Here is a 19775-nt window from a genome sequence, read left to right on the forward strand (position 1 = left end):
GGAAATGACAAACAATAATCAACTAGGTGAAAATAAGGAACAAACTATTTTTGATCATACAGGAAATGCAATTATGACGGAAGATAGGGAAATACACATTATTTCAAAATTCGAAGAGCCTCTTATTGTCGTGTTAGGAAATGTATTAAGTGATGAAGAGTGTGACGAATTAATCGAATTGTCTAAAAGTAAGTTAGCGCGTTCTAAAGTTGGTTCATCACGTGATGTAAATGATATTCGAACGAGTAAAGGTGCATTTTTGGACGATAATGAACTTACTGTGAAGATTGAAAAACGAATTTCATCTATCATGAATGTTCCTGCGTCGCATGGAGAAGGATTGCACATTTTAAATTATGAAGTGGATCAACAATATAAAGCACATTATGATTATTTTGCAGAACATAGTAGATCAGCTGCTAATAATCGTATTAGTACGCTTGTAATGTACTTAAATGATGTAGAAGAGGGCGGAGAAACATTCTTTCCGAAATTAAATCTTTCTGTGAACCCTAGAAAGGGAATGGCTGTATATTTTGAGTATTTTTATCAAGACCAATCACTAAATGAGCTTACGTTACATGGGGGAGCACCTGTAACGAAAGGTGAGAAATGGATTGCAACGCAGTGGGTGAGAAGAGGTACTTATAAGTAAAATTGTATATGTGACGTTTTGTTCTTCGTTGTATAAGGAGAACAAAACGTTTTTTTGTTAAATAAAATAACATCTTTCGTTATAATAACAAATAACACAGGATGATTGAGAGGAACGAAAATGAAATCTATATACATAACCGGTTATATGGGAGCTGGAAAAACAACAATTGGAAAAGCGTTAAGTAAAGAACTTCATATGGATGTTGTAGATACAGATCAAAAAATCGAAGAGAAGCAGGAGAAGGAAATTCGACATATTTTTGCCGAAGAAGGAGAAATCGCCTTCCGGGAATATGAAAGTGAAATGCTACGTTCACTACCGATTCATAATGTAATTATTACAACTGGTGGAGGAATTATTGAACGGGCGGAAAATCGAAAGTGGATGAAGGAAAATGGAACTGTCGTGTATTTATATTGTGATCCGTATGTAATTGCAGAAAGACTTCGTGAAGATACGACACGTCCACTATTTCAAAAGAAAGACATAGATGCATTTGTAGCTAAATTTGAATCGCGCCGAGCTTATTATGAAGAGGCTCATATTCATATTGATACGACGAATAAGTCTGTAAAGCAAATTATGAATGAATTAAAAGAAAAGATTAATGAATAAAAAAGTGGACATACTAATCAAGTAGAGGTGATGATAATATGTCTACTAATGATTATGTTCGCTTTGTGACACAGCAGTTTGTGTCGTATATGGATGCTCCAAAAGAAGATCGTAAACAAAAGAAAGAACAACGCCGTGCTGAAAAAGAGCCATTTATGAATAAGTGGTTTGGTGTTATGCCGCTTAGTGCTGCTTTGTTTTATCGTAACGTAAAAAATAAAAGAAAAAAATCAAGTTAACGAGTTCGTAATATGTGTAGCAATAAATAAAAATCCCCTNNAGGGGATTTTTATTTATTGCACAGATTCTTGTTCTTCAGTAACCGCATGTATTTTATTGTTCACCCATACGAACCCTATTCCAATACAAATAGAAATACCCCAGCCGACAGCAGTCATAATCGCTCTCATTTCACCATAGCCATCTACACCGAAAACAGAGATGAAATAAATTTTTAAGAAGCTTTTTAATATAAATTGCAGGCCGAAAAATAGTGTTAAATATTGCAGCGCTGGATATATACGGCTATCACGATAAAGCTCACGACTTTTATCACGGTCATGGCCTTGTAATGCTGCAATATCTGCAGCAAAATATAACATGAGTGGTTTTTTTACAAAGATGGTACAAATAACGATAATACCGAGTACGATATGATAATACGCATCATTCCATAACATTCGTTCAGCTGATCCGGATAATAAATCTACTGTCGTATTAGCAATGAGTGTAATTAAAATAAAGAACCCTGTTACGTTAAACTGTTTTTCTTTTTTAAAGGTATACAGTGTATAAATAATCCCCGGAACAGAGGAAATTAACATCGCGTAATAAGGATCGATATAAGGTTTTGCGAATTTCCAAATGAGGAATGGAAATACGAGATAAAAGACGAGATCTAATATAGCTTTTTTATTTTGATTCATACAAATCCTCCTTAAGTCATACATATATTTTATAATATAATTTCTGAAAATTATATAAGGTTTACTGCGAAAAGCAAAAAGTATATTAATCTTTTGGGAATTAGTAGATTTGAAAAATTGCCCCTAGCGTAGTAAGTTTTTTTAGTATATAATAAAGGAAACGCTTTCATTTTTGGTTTGTTCACAAAATGGACGGAAAATCACATGTTTACTATCGATATGTTGCTTTATAATGAAACTAATTAAATATACATGCATACAATATTGTGAAATAAATAACATAAATAATCTATATAAATGTAAACGTTATCAAAAGAGAGAGGTGGAGACAATGAGTAAATTTTTCTTCAATCATAATCCAGCAACAGTAGAGGATGGAAGGCTTGTTAAGTATGCTGAAATTATTTATGGAGAAGGTGGCCGTTCTGTACTAGAAAATTTAATGGTGAAGGCATCTATCAGATTACGTGATCGTTATCCGAATAAATCTGACGAGCAGATCTCGAACCTTGTAAATAAAGGCATCCATGATATGTTTCAAAAATACGTGAATGAGTAAGAAGTAAGAGTAGCTAATGGCTGCTCTTATTTTTTTTGTATAAGGATTGTATCTCTAGTTGAAAATAAACATGTATTTTGAAAGACATAAAAAGGAGTGGAAAAGATGAGCAATGGAATTGGCCGTTCAAAAGAGAATCTTCCAACTGATGCAAATCATGTGAGTGCAAAGGATCGTGCATATCAGAAACGTACGGCAGAGAAAAAACAGCAAGAGCGTAATGGTGATAGAGGATAAATCAAAAGAAAGCTCCTTCTAAAGCAGAAGGAGCTTTTTAAGAGAGAAAATGATTAGCGGTAATATAAAAAAGGCCGCCGTTAATAATTTGTATTGTAATGCGTGGTTCATATTGTTCTTGCAGGGCTTGTTTTTCAATTTCATAGCTTTCGGGAAGTTCATCACTATCTTCGTAAAAACGGTTTAAAAGATCTAAATCGTGATTCCAGCGTACTCTCGCTTCTTTCGCCCACGTATGGTCATCTTCTGCAATAATATTTTTTAAAGCGTCCTCTATACGTTGTAACCCGCTTTGCGGTTTAATGATAGGCGAGAGAGTAAAACAAAAGTCAGGTATTTTTGGTGTAAGTTTAATAGTCGTTAATGTGTCATGAAAGTTTGCCATCATTGCTCCAGAAATGAGATGAATACCAATGGAGTGAAGGATGTCTTTTTTTCGATCACATTGGTAAGAAACTTTTATATTTATACCGAGCCACGGGTGGAGTGGGGTATGCGTTGTACCGTTATGCCTTACTTCTTCGTATAAGCGTATGTAAGATCCGAGTTCTTTTGTCGTCTGGAAAATTTGATGTAGACGTGGTGAACCGTAGTGAATAAGCTCTCCATCCTTTTCTTCATTTTCTGGATTGGTAATAAGAGTAAGGCGCATCGGATTCGGTACGCCTCCTGTTTTCTCAAGGTAGTGCCAATAAAAAGGGCGATTCATTAATAATTTATCCATTTCAATTGTTAATTGCACGTCCAGTAGATGAGGAGAACGCCCTAAAATTTCGCAGTTATTCGCCTCAAAGAAATTGTATAAGTAATTATGAATTTCATGTTGCTGCATAGCCTTGCACCTCAGCTTCATTTCGTTTCGCAAAGTCGATAATAGATGTTAAGTTTTCCATCTTAATTCGAATTTCACCTTCGCTTTTTGATTGCGCGAAAATTTCTTGAATATGTGCGTCGATGTTTTTCATATTAATTCTTGTTAAAATTTCATCGAGTTCACCAATAACACGCTCAAATAAGTTGATTTTTTCATATAACAGTTTCAAAATATGTTCTTCAACAGTATGCTTTGTAGCTAAGTTATAAATGTGAACATCATTTTTTTGACCAAGGCGGTGAATACGTCCAATTCTTTGTTCAAGGCGCATTGGATTCCATGGTAAATCGTAATTAATCATATGGCTACAAAACTGTAAATTAATACCTTCTCCACCAGCTTCCGTTGCAATTAACACTTGAGCACGATTTTGGAAAAGTTCCTTCATCCAATCTTTCTTCCCGCGTTTAAATCCGCCTCGGAATGGTACGGAAGAAATGCCGTGTTGTTGTAAGAACCATTGTAAATACATTTGTGATGCTCGGTATTCCGTGAAGATGACGACTTTATCATTGATTTCTTGTATAAGCTCTAGAGCTTTATTTGCTTTTGAGTTAAAAGGAATATGATTAATTTTATCCATTAGCACATCAATATGCGGGTCCTTTATGTAATGCTCATTTTCCTTTTGTCGTTTTTCTACATGTTTTTTTAATGAATAGTAAACAGCCTCGCGACTACTACACGCTTCCCGTTTTAAAGTTAATGATGAGAAAGCAGATGTGAAGGCATCTTGTCCTCGCCAATTTTCAATATCGTTATATAAAGCTTGTTCTTCTTCGTTAAACTCAACAAAAATTGTACGTACATGCCTCTTTGGCCAATCAATTCCAGTATTATGGCGTCTATTTCGGACCATTACTTTGTTAATGAGAGCTTTTAAGTCCTCATCTGATTCGGCCGAACGATTTTTTGAAGCGTAATATTCTTCGAAGTTTGATTGATTTCCTAAATGTCCTGGCTTTAATAAAGAAACAAGATTGAAAATTTCATCAATTTTATTTTGAACAGGAGTTGCGGTTAGTAATAAACAAAACTTCTTTTTTAATCGCTGTGCAAATTCATAGTTTTTTGTTTTATTATTTTTCAGTTTATGTGCTTCATCGATAATAATAAGGTCATATTCTAAATTTAAAACGATATCGCGATGTGGTGAACGCTTTGCAGTATCGATGGATGAGACGATCACATCAGCTTGCTCCCATGAATAGCTTTTCTTTTGCGCTACCGCTGGAATGAAAAATTTTGTGTTGAGTTCGTATGCCCATTGTGACACGAGAGAAGCTGGCACGAGTATGAGTACTTTTTTTACAAGCCCACGCACCATATATTCTTTTAAAATAAGTCCAGCTTCAATCGTTTTTCCAAGTCCGACTTCGTCGGCTAGTATCGCTTTACCGTTCATTTGTTCAATCACATTTTGAGCAACTTCTAATTGATGAGGAAGCGGTGTGAAATGGGATAAATGTTTCGGTGCTTGTAGTCCATCGAAAGTAGGAACAAGTAATGATTTTTCTGTTTCATAAGCTAAATGGTATAAATCCCAGTTTGTCCAAGGGCCATCTTCGTCAATTCTATTTAAAAAATTGTTTTGCCACGTCCGATCTACGGAAATATCAACATTCATTACGGCTCTCCCACCTTTTATAAACTAAAGAAATTATTTTTAAGTGTGTAATGATTCGCCTTGAAAGAAGGCGTTATTATCGTTATTAAAGGCTATATGATAGACAATAATAACGTATTAAATCTCAAAAGCTGTATTTAATAAGTTTAAGCATAAAAAATTCTAAATTATTTTTTATGCTAGAATATTGATGAAATATAGCGAATAATGTTAGGATAATGGTGTGAAATGTATGGAATCTTTCGTATTTTATCCAAGAAAGCGATTTTTTATTTACGCTTTCATAAAAAAATATAATGAGATTCCGTATATCCTATCTTTTCAGAATGAAAATGTTTAGATAAGGGAAACAACTTTTATTGATTTGTCAGAGCATAAGGGGGAGAGAGCATGATTACATTACAACGTACACCGTTATTTGATGTATACGCGAAGTATGGTGGGAAAACAATCGACTTCGGTGGTTGGGAATTACCAGTTCAATTTTCAAGCATTAAAGAAGAGCATGAAGCTGTACGTACAGCGGCAGGTTTGTTCGATGTATCTCATATGGGAGAAGTTGAGGTAAAGGGTGTAGATAGTTTAGCATTTTTACAACGTGTTGTTACAAATGACGTATCTACCTTAAAGGTAGGGGGCGCACAATATACAGCTATGTGCTACGAAAATGGTGGTACAGTAGATGATTTATTAATCTACAAACGTGGTGAAGAAGACTATTTATTAGTAATCAATGCATCAAATATCGAGAAAGATTACGAATGGTTAGCAAGTCATGTAATTGGCGATGCGACAGTAGTCAATGTTTCTAGTGAAGTTGCACAGCTTGCAATTCAAGGACCAAAAGCAGAAGGCATTTTACAAAAAGTTGTGTCAGAAGATTTGAAAGAAATTAAGTTCTTTAAATTTAAAAACGATATTCTTGTAGATGGAATTCCAGCACTTGTATCTCGTACAGGTTACACAGGTGAAGATGGATTTGAAATTTACTGTAAGAGTGAAGATGCTGCAAAACTTTGGGAGAAACTTCTTGAAGTGGGAGCAGAAGAAGGCTTAAAAGCATGTGGTTTAGGTGCTCGTGATACACTGCGCTTCGAAGCAACATTACCACTTTATGGTCAAGAATTATCGAAAGATATTACACCGATTGAAGCTGGAATTGGCTTTGCGGTAAAACCAAATAAAGAAGCAGACTTCTTTGGAAAAGAAACGTTAAAAGAGCAAAAAGAAAACGGTGCGCCTCGTAAATTAGTCGGCATCGAAGTAATCGAACGCGGTATTCCTCGTACGCATTACCCTGTATTTATTGGAGAAGAAAAAATCGGGGAAGTAACGAGTGGTACACAATCTCCAACGTTAAAGAAAAGCATTGGTTTAGCACTAATTGATGTAAAATACGCAGCAGTTGATACAGAAGTAGAAATTGAAATTCGTAATAAACGCGTCAAAGCAGTAGTTGTTCCAACACCATTTTATAAACGTTCAAAGTAACGGGGAGAGGGGTAGATTTCATGTTGCATCGTTATCTTCCAATGACAGAAGAAGACAAAAAAGAAATGTTACAAACGATCGGCGTTCAAACGATCGATGATTTATTCTCTGATATTCCAGAGAGTGTTCGTTTTAAAGGGGATTTAAAAATTAAAGAAGCAAAATCAGAGCCAGAGCTTTTAAAAGAGTTATCTCAAATGGCTAGCAAAAATGCGAACTTAAAAGAATACGCTTCTTTCTTAGGAGCAGGTGTATACGATCATTACGCTCCAGTAATTGTTGATCATGTGATTTCTCGTTCAGAATTTTATACAGCTTACACGCCATACCAACCAGAAATTTCACAAGGGGAATTACAAGCAATTTTTGAATTCCAAACGATGATTTGTGAATTAACAGGAATGGACGTAGCGAATTCTTCTATGTATGACGGAGGTACAGCTTTAGCTGAAGCAGCAATGCTGGCAGCTGGCCATACTCGTAAAAAGAAAATTCTTGTATCTAGTGCAGTTCATCCGGAATCAAGAGCAGTACTTGAAACATACGCAAAAGGTCAAAATTTAGAAGTTGTTGAAATTAATCATAAAGATGGTGTAACAGATTTAGACGTATTACAAAGTGAAGTAGACGATACAGTTGCGTGTGTAATTGTTCAATATCCAAACTTCTTCGGACAAGTTGAAAAGTTAGCGGATATTGAAAAAATCGTTCACCAACAAAAATCATTATTTATCGTTTCTTCAAATCCATTATCATTAGGCGCATTAACACCACCAGGAAAATTTGGTGCTGATATTGTAATCGGTGATGCACAACCATTTGGTATCCCAACTCAGTTTGGTGGACCGCACTGTGGTTACTTTGCAACAACGAAAGCATTTATGCGTAAAATTCCAGGACGTCTTGTTGGACAAACTGTAGATTCAGATGGTAAACGTGGGTTTGTATTAACGTTACAAGCGCGTGAACAGCATATTCGCCGTGACAAAGCGACGTCTAACATTTGTTCAAACCAAGCGTTAAATGCATTAGCAGCATCAGTTGCAATGACGGCACTTGGAAAACAAGGTGTGAAAGAAATGGCACGTCAAAACATTTCTAAAGCACAATATGCAAAACGTCAATTTGAGGCGAAAGGCTTCACAGTTACATTTGCTGGACCATTCTTCAATGAGTTTGTTGTAGATTGCAAACGCCCAGTAAAAGAAGTAAACGACGCATTAATCCAAAAGAATATTATCGGTGGTTACGACCTAGGCCGTGATTATAAAGAGCATGAAAACCATATGCTTGTAGCAGTAACAGAGCTTCGTACAAAAGAGGAAATTGACACACTTGTAAACGAAATGGGGGCTATCCAATGAAGAACCAAGACCAAGCACTTATCTTTGAAGTGAGTAAAGAAGGACGCGTAGGATATAGCTTACCCAAATTAGATGTAGAAGAAGTGAAACTAGAAGATGTGTTTGAGAGCGATTATATTCGAGTAGAAGATGCAGAGCTACCAGAAGTATCTGAACTTGACATTATGCGCCATTATACAGCACTTTCAAACCGTAACCACGGCGTTGATTCTGGCTTCTATCCACTTGGATCTTGTACGATGAAATATAATCCGAAAATTAACGAAAACGTAGCTCGTTTTGCAGGATTTGCAAATATTCATCCACTTCAAGACGAAAAAACAGTGCAAGGTGCAATGGAATTAATGTATGACTTGCAAGAGCATTTAATTGAAATTACAGGTATGGATACTGTTACATTACAACCAGCAGCTGGTGCACACGGAGAATGGACAGGTTTAATGTTAATTCGTGCATACCACGAAGCAAATGGTGACTTTAACCGTACGAAAGTAATTGTTCCTGACTCTGCTCACGGAACGAATCCAGCATCTGCAACTGTAGCTGGTTTTGAAACAATTACAGTAAAATCAAATGAAAATGGACTTGTTGATTTAGAAGACTTAAAACGTGTTGTAAATGAAGAAACAGCAGCACTTATGTTAACAAATCCGAACACGTTAGGCTTATTCGAAGAAAACATTTTAGAAATGGCAGAAATCGTCCATAATGCAGGCGGTAAACTATACTATGATGGTGCAAACTTAAATGCGGTATTAAGCCAAGCGCGCCCAGGAGATATGGGATTTGACGTTGTGCATTTAAACCTTCATAAAACATTTACAGGTCCTCACGGCGGCGGTGGCCCAGGTTCTGGTCCAGTAGGTGTGAAAGCTGATTTAATTCCGTACTTACCAAAGCCAATTTTAGAGAAGACGGAAAATGGTTATCACTTCAACTATGATCGTCCAGAAGCAATTGGGCGTGTAAAACCATTCTATGGTAACTTCGGAATTAACGTTCGTGCGTACACATATATTCGTTCTATGGGTCCAGATGGACTACGTGCAGTAACGGAGTATGCGGTATTAAATGCGAACTATATGATGAGAAGATTAGCTCCATTCTATGATCTTCCGTTCGATAGACATTGTAAGCATGAATTTGTATTATCAGGTCGTCGTCAAAAGAAACTTGGTGTACGTACATTAGATATCGCAAAACGTCTGCTTGATTTCGGTTACCATCCACCAACAATTTACTTCCCATTAAATGTGGAAGAATGTATTATGATTGAGCCAACAGAAACAGAATCAAAAGAAACATTAGATGGTTTCATCGATAAGATGATTCAAATCGCTAAAGAAGTAGAAGAAAATCCAGAAGTTGTACAAGAAGCGCCGCATACTACAGTCATTAAACGTTTAGACGAAACGATGGCTGCACGTAAACCTGTTTTACGTTATGAAAAGCTAGCTCCTGTACAAGTTTGATGAGAATGAAAAAGAACTCGCTACATGCGGGTTCTTTTTTTGTTTGGAGAATTTGTGCAGAAATAGTGAAGAAAATGTTAAAAATTAAATTTTTTTGTTTCATATTGCTGTCAAGATGTAGTTTTATAGGTGGTTTTGTTGAAAAAGTCGGTTTGATAAAAGTATTTATTTTTGTTAGAATTTTATTGAAATTAAGAAGATGTGATGAGACGAAATTTACTCATTTTTATGTATATGTGAAAAAACGAGCAAGTTTGGGGGTGAAATTGTGGGATATCGGTGTTATAGAATGATATACCATTTAGAAAACGGAAAAACGATTAAAGATGTAAAAGAATTTTGTTATCGAGACCAAGGAAAAGTGCTAGAAAGAGTAGCGCATCGTGTAATGGATAATAGAGAAGTGACGGCGATTGATAAACAAGGAACAATCATTTCAATAGCGTGTGAGGACATCATAAAGGTGGAACTTGATTACATAACAGAAAGTTAACCTTGAGTCATATCGAATTATTCGATAAAATATACTGTTGAATGGTGAAGTGAGAAGAGAGGAGTTTATCATGGGTAGTACAAGACACTTTTATATGTTTATCTTAGCGTTTGTTCTTGTTGTGGCATTAACGATTTATTTAATTGTTGATAGCAGCTGGTACAACACAGTTCATCCGGCATTCCTTCTGTTTATGTATATAGGAATTGCGGTAGTGAGTTTCGGAATGAGAGACGAGATGTTAGATCGCTTTGAAAAGTGATACATATACGAAAGACCAACAGGAAAATGTTGGTCTTTTTTTCTTGCCAAAAATAGGATGTTGTGTATATACTGTGTATATAAGATATATACAGTATATACACACTGGAGGAAAACATGAATATTATTATTTCGAATTCTTCCCAAGACCCTATTTATGTGCAAATAAGAAAACAATTAAGCCAGCTTATTTTAAATGGTGGTTTAAAGGGTGGAGATCAATTACCGTCTATTCGTAGCTTAGCGAAGGAATTACAAATTAGTGTAATTACAACGAAGCGTGCGTACGAAGAGCTTGAAAAAGAAGGATACATAGAAACGGTGGCTGGGAAGGGGACTTATGTTTCACGTAAAAATAATGAACTACTAAAAGAACAGCGGCTACGTTTATTGGAAAATAAAGCTGAAGAAATTGTGAAAGAAAGTAAAGTGTTGCAGCTGTCGCTTGAAGAATTACAGCAGATGATTGCGTGTTTATACGAGGGGGAATAAGGGATGTTAGAGCTAAAAAACGTTTGTAAAAGTTATGAAGATTTTGCAGTGAAAAATATAAGTTTTGCATTACCACGTGGATATATTATGGGATTTGTCGGACCGAACGGGGCCGGGAAAAGCACGACAATCAAAATGATTATGAATTTAATTAGAAAAGATAGTGGTGATATAAAAATTTTTGGCAAAGACAATAAGAAAGCCGAAAAGGAAATAAAACAAAATATCGGTTTTGTATATGATGAAAATCATTACTACGAAGATTTAACGTGTGAACAAATGAAACGTATTATTGCACCGTTATATAAAAAATGGGACGAAAAGCAGTATCAATCGTATATGCAGAGATTGCAAGTCCCAAAGTATAAAAAGATTAAAGAACTATCTAAAGGGATGAAAATGAAGTTTGCGATTGCTATCGCACTTTCGCATCATGCAGAGTTTATTATTATGGATGAACCGACAGCAGGATTAGATCCAGTTGTTCGAAGTGAATTACTTGATATGTTGCAAGAGATTGTAATGGAAGATGAAGTATCGGTATTATTCTCAACGCACATTACAACAGATTTAGAGCGCATCGCAGATTATATTACGTTCATCAACGATGGAGAAATTATATTTACTGGTGAAAAAGACGACTTAATGGAGAACTACGTAATCGTAAAAGGAAGTAATGATTTATTAGACCGAGAAGGAAAAGAACTATTTGTTGGATTACGAAAAAATAAGTTTGGTTTCGAAGGTTTAGCGAAGGATAAACAAGCAATTATAGATTGGTTTGGAAATGAGGTTGTAATAGAAAAGCCTACATTAGATGATATTATCGTTTATACCGCGAAAGGGAGAGGTGCTTATGCGTCAGCTCGTATATAAAGATTTGTTCTTTTTTCGGGGTATATGGTTAGTGTATCTTATTATACCCTGTATATTCTTTTTATTTGAACCTAGTGGTGAAGTGCTATTTCCTATGAGTTGTGTATTTATAACTCTTTCCTCAGTTACGATATTAATCGTAGTAGATGAACGGAATACAAGTGACATTATGATTAATAGTTTACCGTTAAGCAGAAAGGATATCATTATCGCTAGATATATTTTGAGTGCAATATTCATTGTAGGTGGCATGCTTTCTACGATGTTAGTCGTTTTTCTTATAAGAGGCATTATGGTCATTGGTGATATCGTTGCATATCATCCTAATCTATACATTGAAATTTCATGGTATGAAGTAGTAAATGGAGCTGTTTACGCCTTATTTTTTGTTGCAATGTTTTTCCCTAGTTATTATGGTACAAAATCAAAGGTAGTGAGAAGTATAGTATCAGCAGCATCAATGGGAGTGAGTGTAATTCTTTGGATGTTTATTAGTGATAAGCTGAATGAAACAACACTTTCATTTATTGAATGGATTATGAATCCAATGCATATTGGTGTATTTATAGTTGGAGGAATTATATTAGCTAGTGTCTATATCGTTTCTATGTTTCTTACAATTAAAATTTATGAAACGCGTGATTTATAGAGAGGGGAATTCATATGCAACAGTTGATTTTGAAGGAGTTTTTCTTACAAAGAAAAATGTTCCTTATCTATTTGATCTTACCAATATACGGAGCATTCCAAAACTCTATAGAACCATTTCAAATGGCGTATGTTTGTTTTGCTATATGTCTTTTGATGATTTCAATCTCTTTATCAAATGAAGAGAAAAATAGTACGGAAAAAATATTAGTAAGTCTACCTTTTACTAGAAAAGATATTGTCATTGCGAAATACATATCGATACTATTTTTTATGGCATTCAGCTTAATCATTACATTCGTTTTCTTTGTACTACCTGTATTTGTATTAAAAGAAAATATAAATATTCCTTGGTATGCAGCATTTATAGCTATTTTCTTTTCTGTTCTGTATGCTGTTATGATCCTTCCAATAAAATATAGTGAGGATAAGCGAACGGTTACTATGCTGGGATTAGTTATGATTTTTCCTATAATAGGTTTACTAGGATTTATGTGCAATATATTTACGGATGAAAGGCTTATGTTAATGATTTTTCGAACTTCGGATGTGCTATTAGTTATAAGTATTTTAGGTATAGGCGCGTGTGTAAGTTATTTAGCTTCAATGTTTTTGGCGATTGTAAGTTTTAAAAAGAAAGAGCTTTAATGCTTGTGGTTTGTCTTATATAAAAACTAATAAGTGATGTTAAGGAATGAGTTTAATATGCATGTTCATAGTATCCGTCTTCGTTTCAGTGAAATTGTATGAGAAGAGAGGATTTTAAAAGGTGCCCTATAAAAGGCACCTTTTTCAATAACGACAATATGAAAGTAAGAGTTTATAAACAGAGAGGCTATTCGGCACATCTTTCGGAGTATGTAATATAAAGCTGAAAACGATAACGAGAATAAGAAAGAGGAAAAATAAAAATAGGATTTGCTTATGTATAGAATTTTGCATATTATCCACTCCTTTTTTAGGTAGTATGTCCAAAAGAAAGGAGTGTATGAAAAATTTCAGGAGGGGAGAATGATGAACAAAAGAAAATGGTTATATAGAATAGGGGTACTTTTATTTTCAATCGGTCTCATATTAGCAAATTTTTACTCAGACATACCATCACCAATTCCTAATTTACATAAAGGAATTGGTATCAGTATTGTCATAGTTGGTCTTATTTGTCTTATCACATCAAACTTCTACAGAAAGTCTGAATGAATATAAAAAAGGACAGTTACTCTTTTTCAGAAGTGCTGTCCTTTTTAAATACTTTATTCAATAGTTTGGCGATGCTCCATATAATGACGATTGCAATGGAGGCGATAATGGACCAAACAATTGATATAATTTCAAGTGTCATGTTAGGAAGGAATGTGAAAATGGATAATACTCTATGAAACAACCATTCTATTATATGAAAACTTATTTGTAATAGAATGACGATACCAAGTGTGATCCATGCTAACATTTGCCTTCCTTTTTCTTTCCACATGGCGTTCACCGCACGTTAGCTTAATAGTTTTAAGCCAACAGCGCCGCATAGAATGCAGCTTAAGAAGGCAAGACGACGCCAATCTGCTGATTCGCGGAAAATAAGAATACCTAGAAGTGCACTACCAGCAGTTCCGATTCCAGTCCAAATTGCGTAAGCAGTTCCCATCGGTAATGTGTCCATCGCAAGAGATAAGAAGAAGAAGCTTACGCCGAAGTTAGCGATTAAAATAACTTTTGGTGCCCAGCCCTTCTTTTCAGTGGCTACTTTCATAAAGAGTACACCAATAATTTCACAAATACCAGCTAGAATTAAAAATACCCAAGCCATTTTATGCGGCCTCCTTCGCTTCTTTTTCTTCTGTTACTCGTTTTAGACCAATTACGCCGAAGAAGATTAAGCCGATTAATAAAACTTTTACGATAGAGAAAGGTTCTCCAAAGATGAGAATTTCTGTAAGAACGATTCCGCCAGCTCCAATTCCTGTAAAGACGGCGTATACAGTGCCGACAGGTAAATCTTTATAAGCTCTAAATAATAAGACGAAACTAATTGTAATTAATAATGCAACGCCAGCCCATTCAAGTGGTGCCTCCGCGTGTTTTAGTCCAATAACCCAAAAGATTTCAATAATACCAGCTAAGATTACATAAATCCATGCCATATGTTATTTCTCCTTCCTACCAGTCGTTAGGTAAAGGGCTTAAAAACGACGCATTGCAAAGGAGCAATCCGTCAGTTTGAAAGGCCTCGCCAAAATACTTGCCAAGAGGCGTTTAAACGAGTCTCAAAGCGATTTAAACCTGCGAATAGTAGTTCAACCATAAGTCCGTCTAGTAAGCATAGAAAAGCTTCTAGAGCGTCTTTCACTTCAATGTTATGCAGTTCACTTTGCTCGTTTGCCTGTTTAAATATAGGGAATAAAAGTTTTCCGACGTTTTCGATGTGTGCATTCGCTTTATCGATAATTTGTTCGCGAAATGCATCAGGCGGAAAATAGGAAGTTCGTAACCAAAACATTGATTCTTCACTCTCACCAAATCGTTTTGCGTAGCCCTTTAGTAACTGTAAGAGCAATTCTTCAGTGGATGAATTGGAAAAGCTTTCGATATCGCCTGTGAAGCTCTGCAAATCTTTTTGAAGAGCAGATTCTAAGCATATAAAATATAGCTCTTCTTTTCCTTTAAAGTGTGCGTAAATCGATGGTTTTTTAATCCCGACTTCTTGAGCAATATTTGCTAATGAAGTTCCTTCATAGCCGTAGCGTGCGAAATGAGAAAGTGCTACAGCTTTAATGCGGTTTGCTGTCATTTCTATCCCCTACCTACCGTTCGTTAGTTTTTATTATATGCGAGTAAAAATACAAAGTCAATAGGTGACGAGCTGAAAAAGAACGCTATAGGTAACGCTCTTTTTAAATTGTTTTTCGCTCAATTAAATGGAAGGACAGTTCTTCAGCGCTCCCAATAATTTTCTCGCTTTGTATTTGATTATGGAATAAAGAAAAAGCACGAGATCCCATCGTGAGACCGGGATGTTCAATAGTAGTAATTTCTAGTGCTTTTGAAATTTCATGGTTATCGAATCCTAAAATAGCAAGATCTTCAGGGACGCGAATGCCGTGTTTTCTTGCTTCAGTTAATAAACCAGCTGCAACTTGATCATTCGCCGTGAAAATAGCGGTTGGACGATTTTTCATCTTTAAAATGCGATGGAGTATTTGTGCTCCGTCTTGCATCGTGTAGCATTGATGAAAAATCCAATCAGATTGCACTGCTTTGCCATCATGACGAAGGGTATCAGCGAACGCTTTTTCACGCTCTATAGAATTTGCACTTGTTTTTCTTGCTAAACAAATCCCGATTTTTTCATGACCTTTACTTAGTAAATATGCAGTACCGAGACGGAAGCCTTCATAATGATCTACATAGACAGATGAAATGAGGGGGTGGTTCATTTTTTCGCATGAAATAATAGGGGCGAATTTTGAGAAAGGTTCAATTTGTTCCCATGAACTCGTTCGGGAGCAAATAATCATCCCGTCGAATTGCTTCATTTTCATCATTTCAAGAACACGAATTTCTTCGAGGCTATCATAATTTGTTTGGCATAAATTAATATGATATCCAGCTAATAATGCTTCGTTTCCGATTCCTTCAATAATCGTACTAAAATACGGAAGGTTAATAAAAGGTAGCATAACGCCAATTGTATATGTTTTTCCTCTTATTAAATGGACAGCATTTATATTTTTTGCATAGTTTAATTCTTCGACAGCATCTAGAACCCGCTTACGCTTTTCTTCTTTTACGTAAGGGTGATTATTCAGGACACGCGAAACAGTTGATATAGATACACCAGCAGTTTTTGCAATTTGTTTTATATTGGCCATATGTATCACCTCTTTCCCTTATTATAAAGGGAAGATGATAAGAAGGAAAAAATCTTGACCTGAAAAGCTTTTCACAAACTATGTTATTAATGAGGCTTCCTTTTCTTCGCGTAACCTTTTCACTTGGGCGTAAGAATGATAAGGGGCTTTTTTTGCGTCTATAAAAAGTTTTGTCAAAATGTGTGAGAATAACGTGGAAAGTTTTCAAAGGTGGAGTTTGATAACGGAGCGAATATGAAGAGCATATAAACGCTTTATTCGTTAAGGGAGCGGTAGGAAAGGGCGGAAACAAATTGAAAAAAAGAATCATTTGTTTCGTGTTTTCTAGTTTCGTGCTTAGTTCATGTTCGTTTCAGCAAACGATGCAAGAAGAAAAAAACTTTGTGGGAACAACAGGCGGGGCTATGGATCGCGTTACGGATCCTATTCCGCTGAAGGAAATTCCGAAATATTTTCCAGTGAAGTTTAAAGTTCCGACGTTTTTGCCGTACGACATCATGAGTGATGTGAAGGGGGAAGTAAGAACCATTGGAAAAAAGAACGCTGTCTTAACGATTAAATATAAGCAGCAGGAACAAGGGAGACATGAATATATTGAGCTAAATGTTGCGAATTTTTCTTATAGTTTTCCGGAATTCGTGGAAGAGAAACGATTTCAAGAACAAATAAGATTGAATAATGGAGCCGCCGCTTATTTTAAAAATAAGGATGACTTCGAACGAGGGGACGAGTTTGCTACGCTTATTTGGAAAGAGAAGGGGATTGAGTATCAACTATTGCATCGTAATGTAGAAGAGAATGATGTAGATGTGATTAAGCAAAATTTATTATACATTGCGAACAATATGAAATGAAAAAACTAGCTGAATCATTCAGCTAGTTTTTTGTATGTTATTATTTCTTTTTAACTTTTCCAGTCCACGTTTTGAATCCACCTTGTAATTGGTAGAAATCTTTGTAACCTTGTTTTTTTAAGTATTGAGCCGCACGACCAGTACGGAATCCGCTTTGGCAGTATAAGTAAACTGGTTGATCTTTACGAAGTTCTTTATGACGAAGGCGAATTTGTGATAACGGAATGTTACGTGCGCCTAAAATATGCCCTGCAGTATATTCGTCTGCTTCGCGGATATCGATAAGCTGTGCTTTACGGTAACCAGCGCGAAACTCTTCTTCTGAAAGTGTTGTAATTAATTTTTTCTGATAGAAATACATCCATACAGTGTAGCCGATGAACGCTACGATTACGGCTAATAAAATAATCCAAGTTGTTGACACGATTCTATCGCTCCCTTTTTTCTTATCCTACTTTCAATATTATAATGCCCGTATGTATTTATGCAACAGATTCATTTGTATATACGAAGAAATTTCGTATTCTTTCACAAATTTTGTCGAATTTGGTAGACTAGAGAATGTGAAAAATAATTGGTTATATGAGGTGCAGGATGGGAAAAGAAAAATGGTGTTATATTAACTCTGGTCAATGTTCACCGGCATTTAATATGGCGTTAGATGAATGCTTATTAAATTGGCAAAGTGAAAAGAAAATGCAACCAACAATTCGTTTTTATGAATGGGAAGTACCAACATTAACAGTCGGGTATTTCCAGCGTGTTGAAAAAGATATTAATATGGATATAGTGAATGAAAAGAAATATGGATTCGTTCGTCGTCAAACAGGCGGTAGGGGTGTACTACATGATAAAGAATTAACGTACAGTGTTATTGTGTCTGAAGATCATCCGAATATGCCTAAAACAGTTACAGAAGCGTATCGTGTTATTTCGCAAGGTTTATTAGATGGTTTTAAAGCGCTAGGATTAGAAGCGTATTACGCAGTTCCGAAAACAGAAGAAGATCGTGAAAATTTAAAAAATCCACGTTCAGGCGTATGCTTTGATGCGCCATCTTGGTATGAAATTGTAGTAGAAGGAAGAAAAATCGCAGGTAGTGCGCAAACACGTCAAAAAGGTGTTATTTTACAACACGGATCAATTCCGTTAGAAATAGACTTAGACGAATTATACGATCTATTTTTATTCCCGAACGAACGTGTGAAAGAACGTATGAAGAGTATGTTCTCTTCAAAGGCGGTAGCAATTAATGAATTGACAGACCGTACATTTACGATCGAACAATTAATTAAAGCGTTTGAGGTTGGATTTGAAAAAGGATTAGATATAGAGCTTGTTCCGTATGAATTAACAGAAGAACAGTTACATGAAGTTCAAACGTTAGCGAAAGAAAAGTATGAAAGTGATGAATGGAATTATAAAAAATAAGAGGTGGCGATTGCCACCTCTTATTTTTTATAGTAAATTAAGTACTTTTTCTACTTTGATTCCTTTATCTTGTAAAGAACGAAGGCGATTTACAACGTCCATAATTTCTTTGTCGAATGTAACGCTAATACCTTGGCTTTGTAGTTCTTCTTTTAAGCTTTCAATAGAATCATCTATGTCGATGCCAAGCTCGTAATCTTGACAAACTTCAATTGTCTTTTTCACGAGTTTTACATAATTTTCTTGTAGTTTTGAATTTGTTTCAGTTAAAGCAGGTTGCTTCGGTTTTGCAGGAGCGACCGGTGCTGTTTCTTGCTTTGTAACTGAAGTTGGTACTGCTTTTTTCACAGGTGCTGGAGTAGATAGTTCTACAGCCGCTTCTACACTTACTGGCTTCGGTGTAGCTACTGGAGTAGGCTTAGGTGTAGGTGCTGTAGCAGCAGGTGTTTCCACACGCGTAACAGGCTTTGGAGCAGGTGTAACTGCTTTTGGAGCTTCTACAACTACTTCTTTTTTCGGAGTAGCTTCTACAACTGTTTCTTCTTGCTCAGCAGCCTCTTTATTTTCTTTACTCCACATAACACGTTCTATTTCTAGAGAAACATTATTTTTGTTCATCGCTGTTAATGTAACTTTACCAACTTCAGCGTTTCCAGTGAAATCAACAATTTTATAAATAACACTCTTGTTCCAATCCACGTTTCCGCTCAAAAATAATTCTTCGTTACATTTCGGCGTTAAGCCCTCGATTTTAATTTCTGCGTTTACACCGTTTTCACTATATACCATAATTAGCGAAGCATTTACATCTTCGTCTGCTAACATTAGTTCACGTACCATTTTGCCGGTGCGTACTTGCGTTTTCTTCTTAACTGACATCTAATTTCTCCTCTCAAAAACTCAGTAATAATAAAAAAATCGTATAACGAAAAATAATTGCTCACGAAGATTTATGATACCGATAATAAAAGCATCACGTCAACAATTAACTTTAATTATTTTGCATTTTTCTTATTTTCTTTATGAAATTT

Annotated in this window: 28 protein-coding genes; 17 read left to right on the forward strand and 11 right to left on the reverse strand. The window is 35.6% G+C overall.

Annotated features, from left to right (window positions below):
- The first annotated feature begins 4 nt into the window (after positions 1 to 4).
- The 3 genes from COE49_RS11895 (at position 5) to COE49_RS11905 (ending at position 1512) form a co-directional block, all read left to right on the forward strand.
- A complete protein-coding gene (locus COE49_RS11895; protein ID WP_088230932.1) occupies positions 5 to 655 on the forward strand; it encodes a 2OG-Fe(II) oxygenase in 651 nt (216 codons plus the stop codon).
- Between the two features lie 120 nt (positions 656 to 775).
- Positions 776 to 1273 (forward strand): shikimate kinase, encoded by a 498-nt coding sequence (locus tag COE49_RS11900; protein ID WP_098252987.1) that lies wholly within the window; start codon positions 776 to 778, stop codon positions 1271 to 1273.
- 38 nt (positions 1274 to 1311) lie between these two features.
- Positions 1312 to 1512, forward strand: a complete 201-nt coding sequence (locus COE49_RS11905) for a YqzE family protein (protein ID WP_000106081.1) — start codon at positions 1312 to 1314, stop codon at positions 1510 to 1512.
- Between the two features lie 54 nt (positions 1513 to 1566).
- Here COE49_RS11905 and COE49_RS11910 read toward each other — a convergent pair whose 3' ends face one another.
- Complete coding sequence (locus COE49_RS11910; RefSeq protein ID WP_088230934.1) at positions 1567 to 2199, reverse strand: VC0807 family protein; 633 nt, start codon at positions 2197 to 2199, stop codon at positions 1567 to 1569.
- A gap of 141 nt (positions 2200 to 2340) precedes the next feature.
- A complete protein-coding gene (locus COE49_RS11915; protein WP_098841318.1) occupies positions 2341 to 2457 on the reverse strand; it encodes a GTP pyrophosphokinase in 117 nt (38 codons plus the stop codon).
- 73 nt (positions 2458 to 2530) lie between these two features.
- On the opposite strand from COE49_RS11915, the gene COE49_RS11920 reads away from it, so the two are divergent.
- Both COE49_RS11920 and COE49_RS28030 read left to right on the forward strand, forming a co-directional pair.
- The gene (locus COE49_RS11920) at positions 2531 to 2758 is read left to right on the forward strand and encodes a hypothetical protein (protein WP_000032701.1); all 228 of its coding nucleotides are present in this window, start codon (positions 2531 to 2533) and stop codon (positions 2756 to 2758) included.
- Positions 2759 to 2863: 105 nt separating this feature from the next.
- Positions 2864 to 2995 carry a hypothetical protein gene (locus COE49_RS28030; RefSeq protein ID WP_088230935.1) on the forward strand — a complete coding sequence of 44 codons (132 nt, stop codon included), beginning with the start codon at positions 2864 to 2866 and terminating at the stop codon, positions 2993 to 2995.
- A 37-nt stretch (positions 2996 to 3032) separates the two neighbouring features.
- Here the strand turns inward: COE49_RS28030 and COE49_RS11930 are convergent, their stop codons facing one another.
- On the reverse strand, positions 3033 to 3827 hold the full coding sequence (locus tag COE49_RS11930) for a YqhG family protein (RefSeq protein WP_088230936.1): 795 nt from the start codon (positions 3825 to 3827) through the stop codon (positions 3033 to 3035).
- Entirely contained in the window at positions 3814 to 5496 is a 1683-nt protein-coding gene (locus tag COE49_RS11935; protein ID WP_088230937.1) for a DEAD/DEAH box helicase, read from the reverse strand. The genes COE49_RS11930 and COE49_RS11935 overlap by 14 nt, the downstream gene beginning before the upstream one ends.
- 390 nt (positions 5497 to 5886) lie before the next feature.
- Here COE49_RS11935 and gcvT point away from each other — a divergent pair, with 390 nt between their 5' ends.
- From gcvT to COE49_RS11995, 10 genes are all read left to right on the forward strand, one after another.
- Positions 5887 to 6987 carry a glycine cleavage system aminomethyltransferase GcvT gene (gene gcvT / locus COE49_RS11940; RefSeq protein WP_000631766.1) on the forward strand — a complete coding sequence of 367 codons (1101 nt, stop codon included), beginning with the start codon at positions 5887 to 5889 and terminating at the stop codon, positions 6985 to 6987.
- 20 nt (positions 6988 to 7007) lie between these two features.
- Positions 7008 to 8351: an aminomethyl-transferring glycine dehydrogenase subunit 1 gene (gene gcvPA / locus COE49_RS11945; RefSeq protein WP_088230938.1), complete on the forward strand. Its 1344-nt coding sequence runs from the start codon at positions 7008 to 7010 to the stop codon at positions 8349 to 8351.
- Complete coding sequence (gcvPB, locus tag COE49_RS11950; protein WP_088230939.1) at positions 8348 to 9823, forward strand: aminomethyl-transferring glycine dehydrogenase subunit 2; 1476 nt, start codon at positions 8348 to 8350, stop codon at positions 9821 to 9823. Before gcvPA ends, gcvPB begins: the two co-directional genes overlap by 4 nt.
- Positions 9824 to 10112: 289 nt before the next feature.
- Positions 10113 to 10316, forward strand: a complete 204-nt coding sequence (locus COE49_RS11960) for a DUF3929 family protein (protein ID WP_000639159.1) — start codon at positions 10113 to 10115, stop codon at positions 10314 to 10316.
- 70 nt (positions 10317 to 10386) lie between these two features.
- Positions 10387 to 10578, forward strand: a complete 192-nt coding sequence (locus tag COE49_RS11965; protein ID WP_000535933.1) for a hypothetical protein — start codon at positions 10387 to 10389, stop codon at positions 10576 to 10578.
- A gap of 116 nt (positions 10579 to 10694) precedes the next feature.
- Entirely contained in the window at positions 10695 to 11069 is a 375-nt protein-coding gene (locus COE49_RS11970; RefSeq protein ID WP_088230940.1) for a GntR family transcriptional regulator, read from the forward strand.
- 3 nt (positions 11070 to 11072) lie between these two features.
- Complete coding sequence (locus COE49_RS11975) at positions 11073 to 11945, forward strand: ABC transporter ATP-binding protein (protein WP_088230941.1); 873 nt, start codon at positions 11073 to 11075, stop codon at positions 11943 to 11945.
- The gene (locus tag COE49_RS11980) at positions 11926 to 12594 is read left to right on the forward strand and encodes an ABC-2 transporter permease (RefSeq protein WP_088230942.1); all 669 of its coding nucleotides are present in this window, start codon (positions 11926 to 11928) and stop codon (positions 12592 to 12594) included. Before COE49_RS11975 ends, COE49_RS11980 begins: the two co-directional genes overlap by 20 nt.
- 14 nt (positions 12595 to 12608) lie before the next feature.
- Positions 12609 to 13241: an ABC-2 transporter permease gene (locus COE49_RS11985; RefSeq protein WP_088230943.1), complete on the forward strand. Its 633-nt coding sequence runs from the start codon at positions 12609 to 12611 to the stop codon at positions 13239 to 13241.
- Positions 13242 to 13607: 366 nt separating this feature from the next.
- A complete protein-coding gene (locus tag COE49_RS11995) occupies positions 13608 to 13793 on the forward strand; it encodes a hypothetical protein (RefSeq protein WP_140417373.1) in 186 nt (61 codons plus the stop codon).
- 16 nt (positions 13794 to 13809) lie between these two features.
- Here the strand turns inward: COE49_RS11995 and COE49_RS12000 are convergent, their stop codons facing one another.
- From COE49_RS12000 to COE49_RS12020, 5 genes are all read right to left on the reverse strand, one after another.
- A complete protein-coding gene (locus COE49_RS12000) occupies positions 13810 to 14067 on the reverse strand; it encodes a DUF3975 family protein (protein ID WP_098252990.1) in 258 nt (85 codons plus the stop codon).
- 15 nt (positions 14068 to 14082) lie between these two features.
- Complete coding sequence (locus COE49_RS12005) at positions 14083 to 14397, reverse strand: DMT family transporter (RefSeq protein ID WP_000312621.1); 315 nt, start codon at positions 14395 to 14397, stop codon at positions 14083 to 14085.
- A 1-nt stretch (position 14398) separates the two neighbouring features.
- On the reverse strand, positions 14399 to 14731 hold the full coding sequence (locus COE49_RS12010) for a DMT family transporter (protein ID WP_088230946.1): 333 nt from the start codon (positions 14729 to 14731) through the stop codon (positions 14399 to 14401).
- Positions 14732 to 14802: 71 nt separating this feature from the next.
- A complete protein-coding gene (locus COE49_RS12015) occupies positions 14803 to 15384 on the reverse strand; it encodes a TetR/AcrR family transcriptional regulator (protein ID WP_170933767.1) in 582 nt (193 codons plus the stop codon).
- Positions 15385 to 15481: 97 nt separating this feature from the next.
- A complete protein-coding gene (locus COE49_RS12020) occupies positions 15482 to 16459 on the reverse strand; it encodes a LacI family DNA-binding transcriptional regulator (RefSeq protein ID WP_088230948.1) in 978 nt (325 codons plus the stop codon).
- Between the two features lie 317 nt (positions 16460 to 16776).
- Between COE49_RS12020 and COE49_RS12025 the strand changes: the two genes are divergently transcribed.
- Positions 16777 to 17313 carry a DNA polymerase III subunit delta gene (locus COE49_RS12025; protein WP_140417384.1) on the forward strand — a complete coding sequence of 179 codons (537 nt, stop codon included), beginning with the start codon at positions 16777 to 16779 and terminating at the stop codon, positions 17311 to 17313.
- A 40-nt stretch (positions 17314 to 17353) separates the two neighbouring features.
- Here the strand turns inward: COE49_RS12025 and COE49_RS12030 are convergent, their stop codons facing one another.
- Positions 17354 to 17737: a rhodanese-like domain-containing protein gene (locus tag COE49_RS12030; protein WP_088230950.1), complete on the reverse strand. Its 384-nt coding sequence runs from the start codon at positions 17735 to 17737 to the stop codon at positions 17354 to 17356.
- Between the two features lie 170 nt (positions 17738 to 17907).
- Here COE49_RS12030 and COE49_RS12035 point away from each other — a divergent pair, with 170 nt between their 5' ends.
- Complete coding sequence (locus tag COE49_RS12035; protein ID WP_088230951.1) at positions 17908 to 18744, forward strand: lipoate--protein ligase family protein; 837 nt, start codon at positions 17908 to 17910, stop codon at positions 18742 to 18744.
- Positions 18745 to 18771: 27 nt separating this feature from the next.
- On the opposite strand, the gene COE49_RS12040 is transcribed toward COE49_RS12035, so the two are convergent.
- The gene (locus COE49_RS12040; RefSeq protein ID WP_088230952.1) at positions 18772 to 19623 is read right to left on the reverse strand and encodes a hypothetical protein; all 852 of its coding nucleotides are present in this window, start codon (positions 19621 to 19623) and stop codon (positions 18772 to 18774) included.
- Positions 19624 to 19775: the final 152 nt, after the last annotated feature.

The sequence above is a fragment of the Bacillus sp. AFS029637 genome (assembly GCF_002584985.1).
Lineage (GTDB): Bacteria > Bacillota > Bacilli > Bacillales > Bacillaceae_G > Bacillus_A.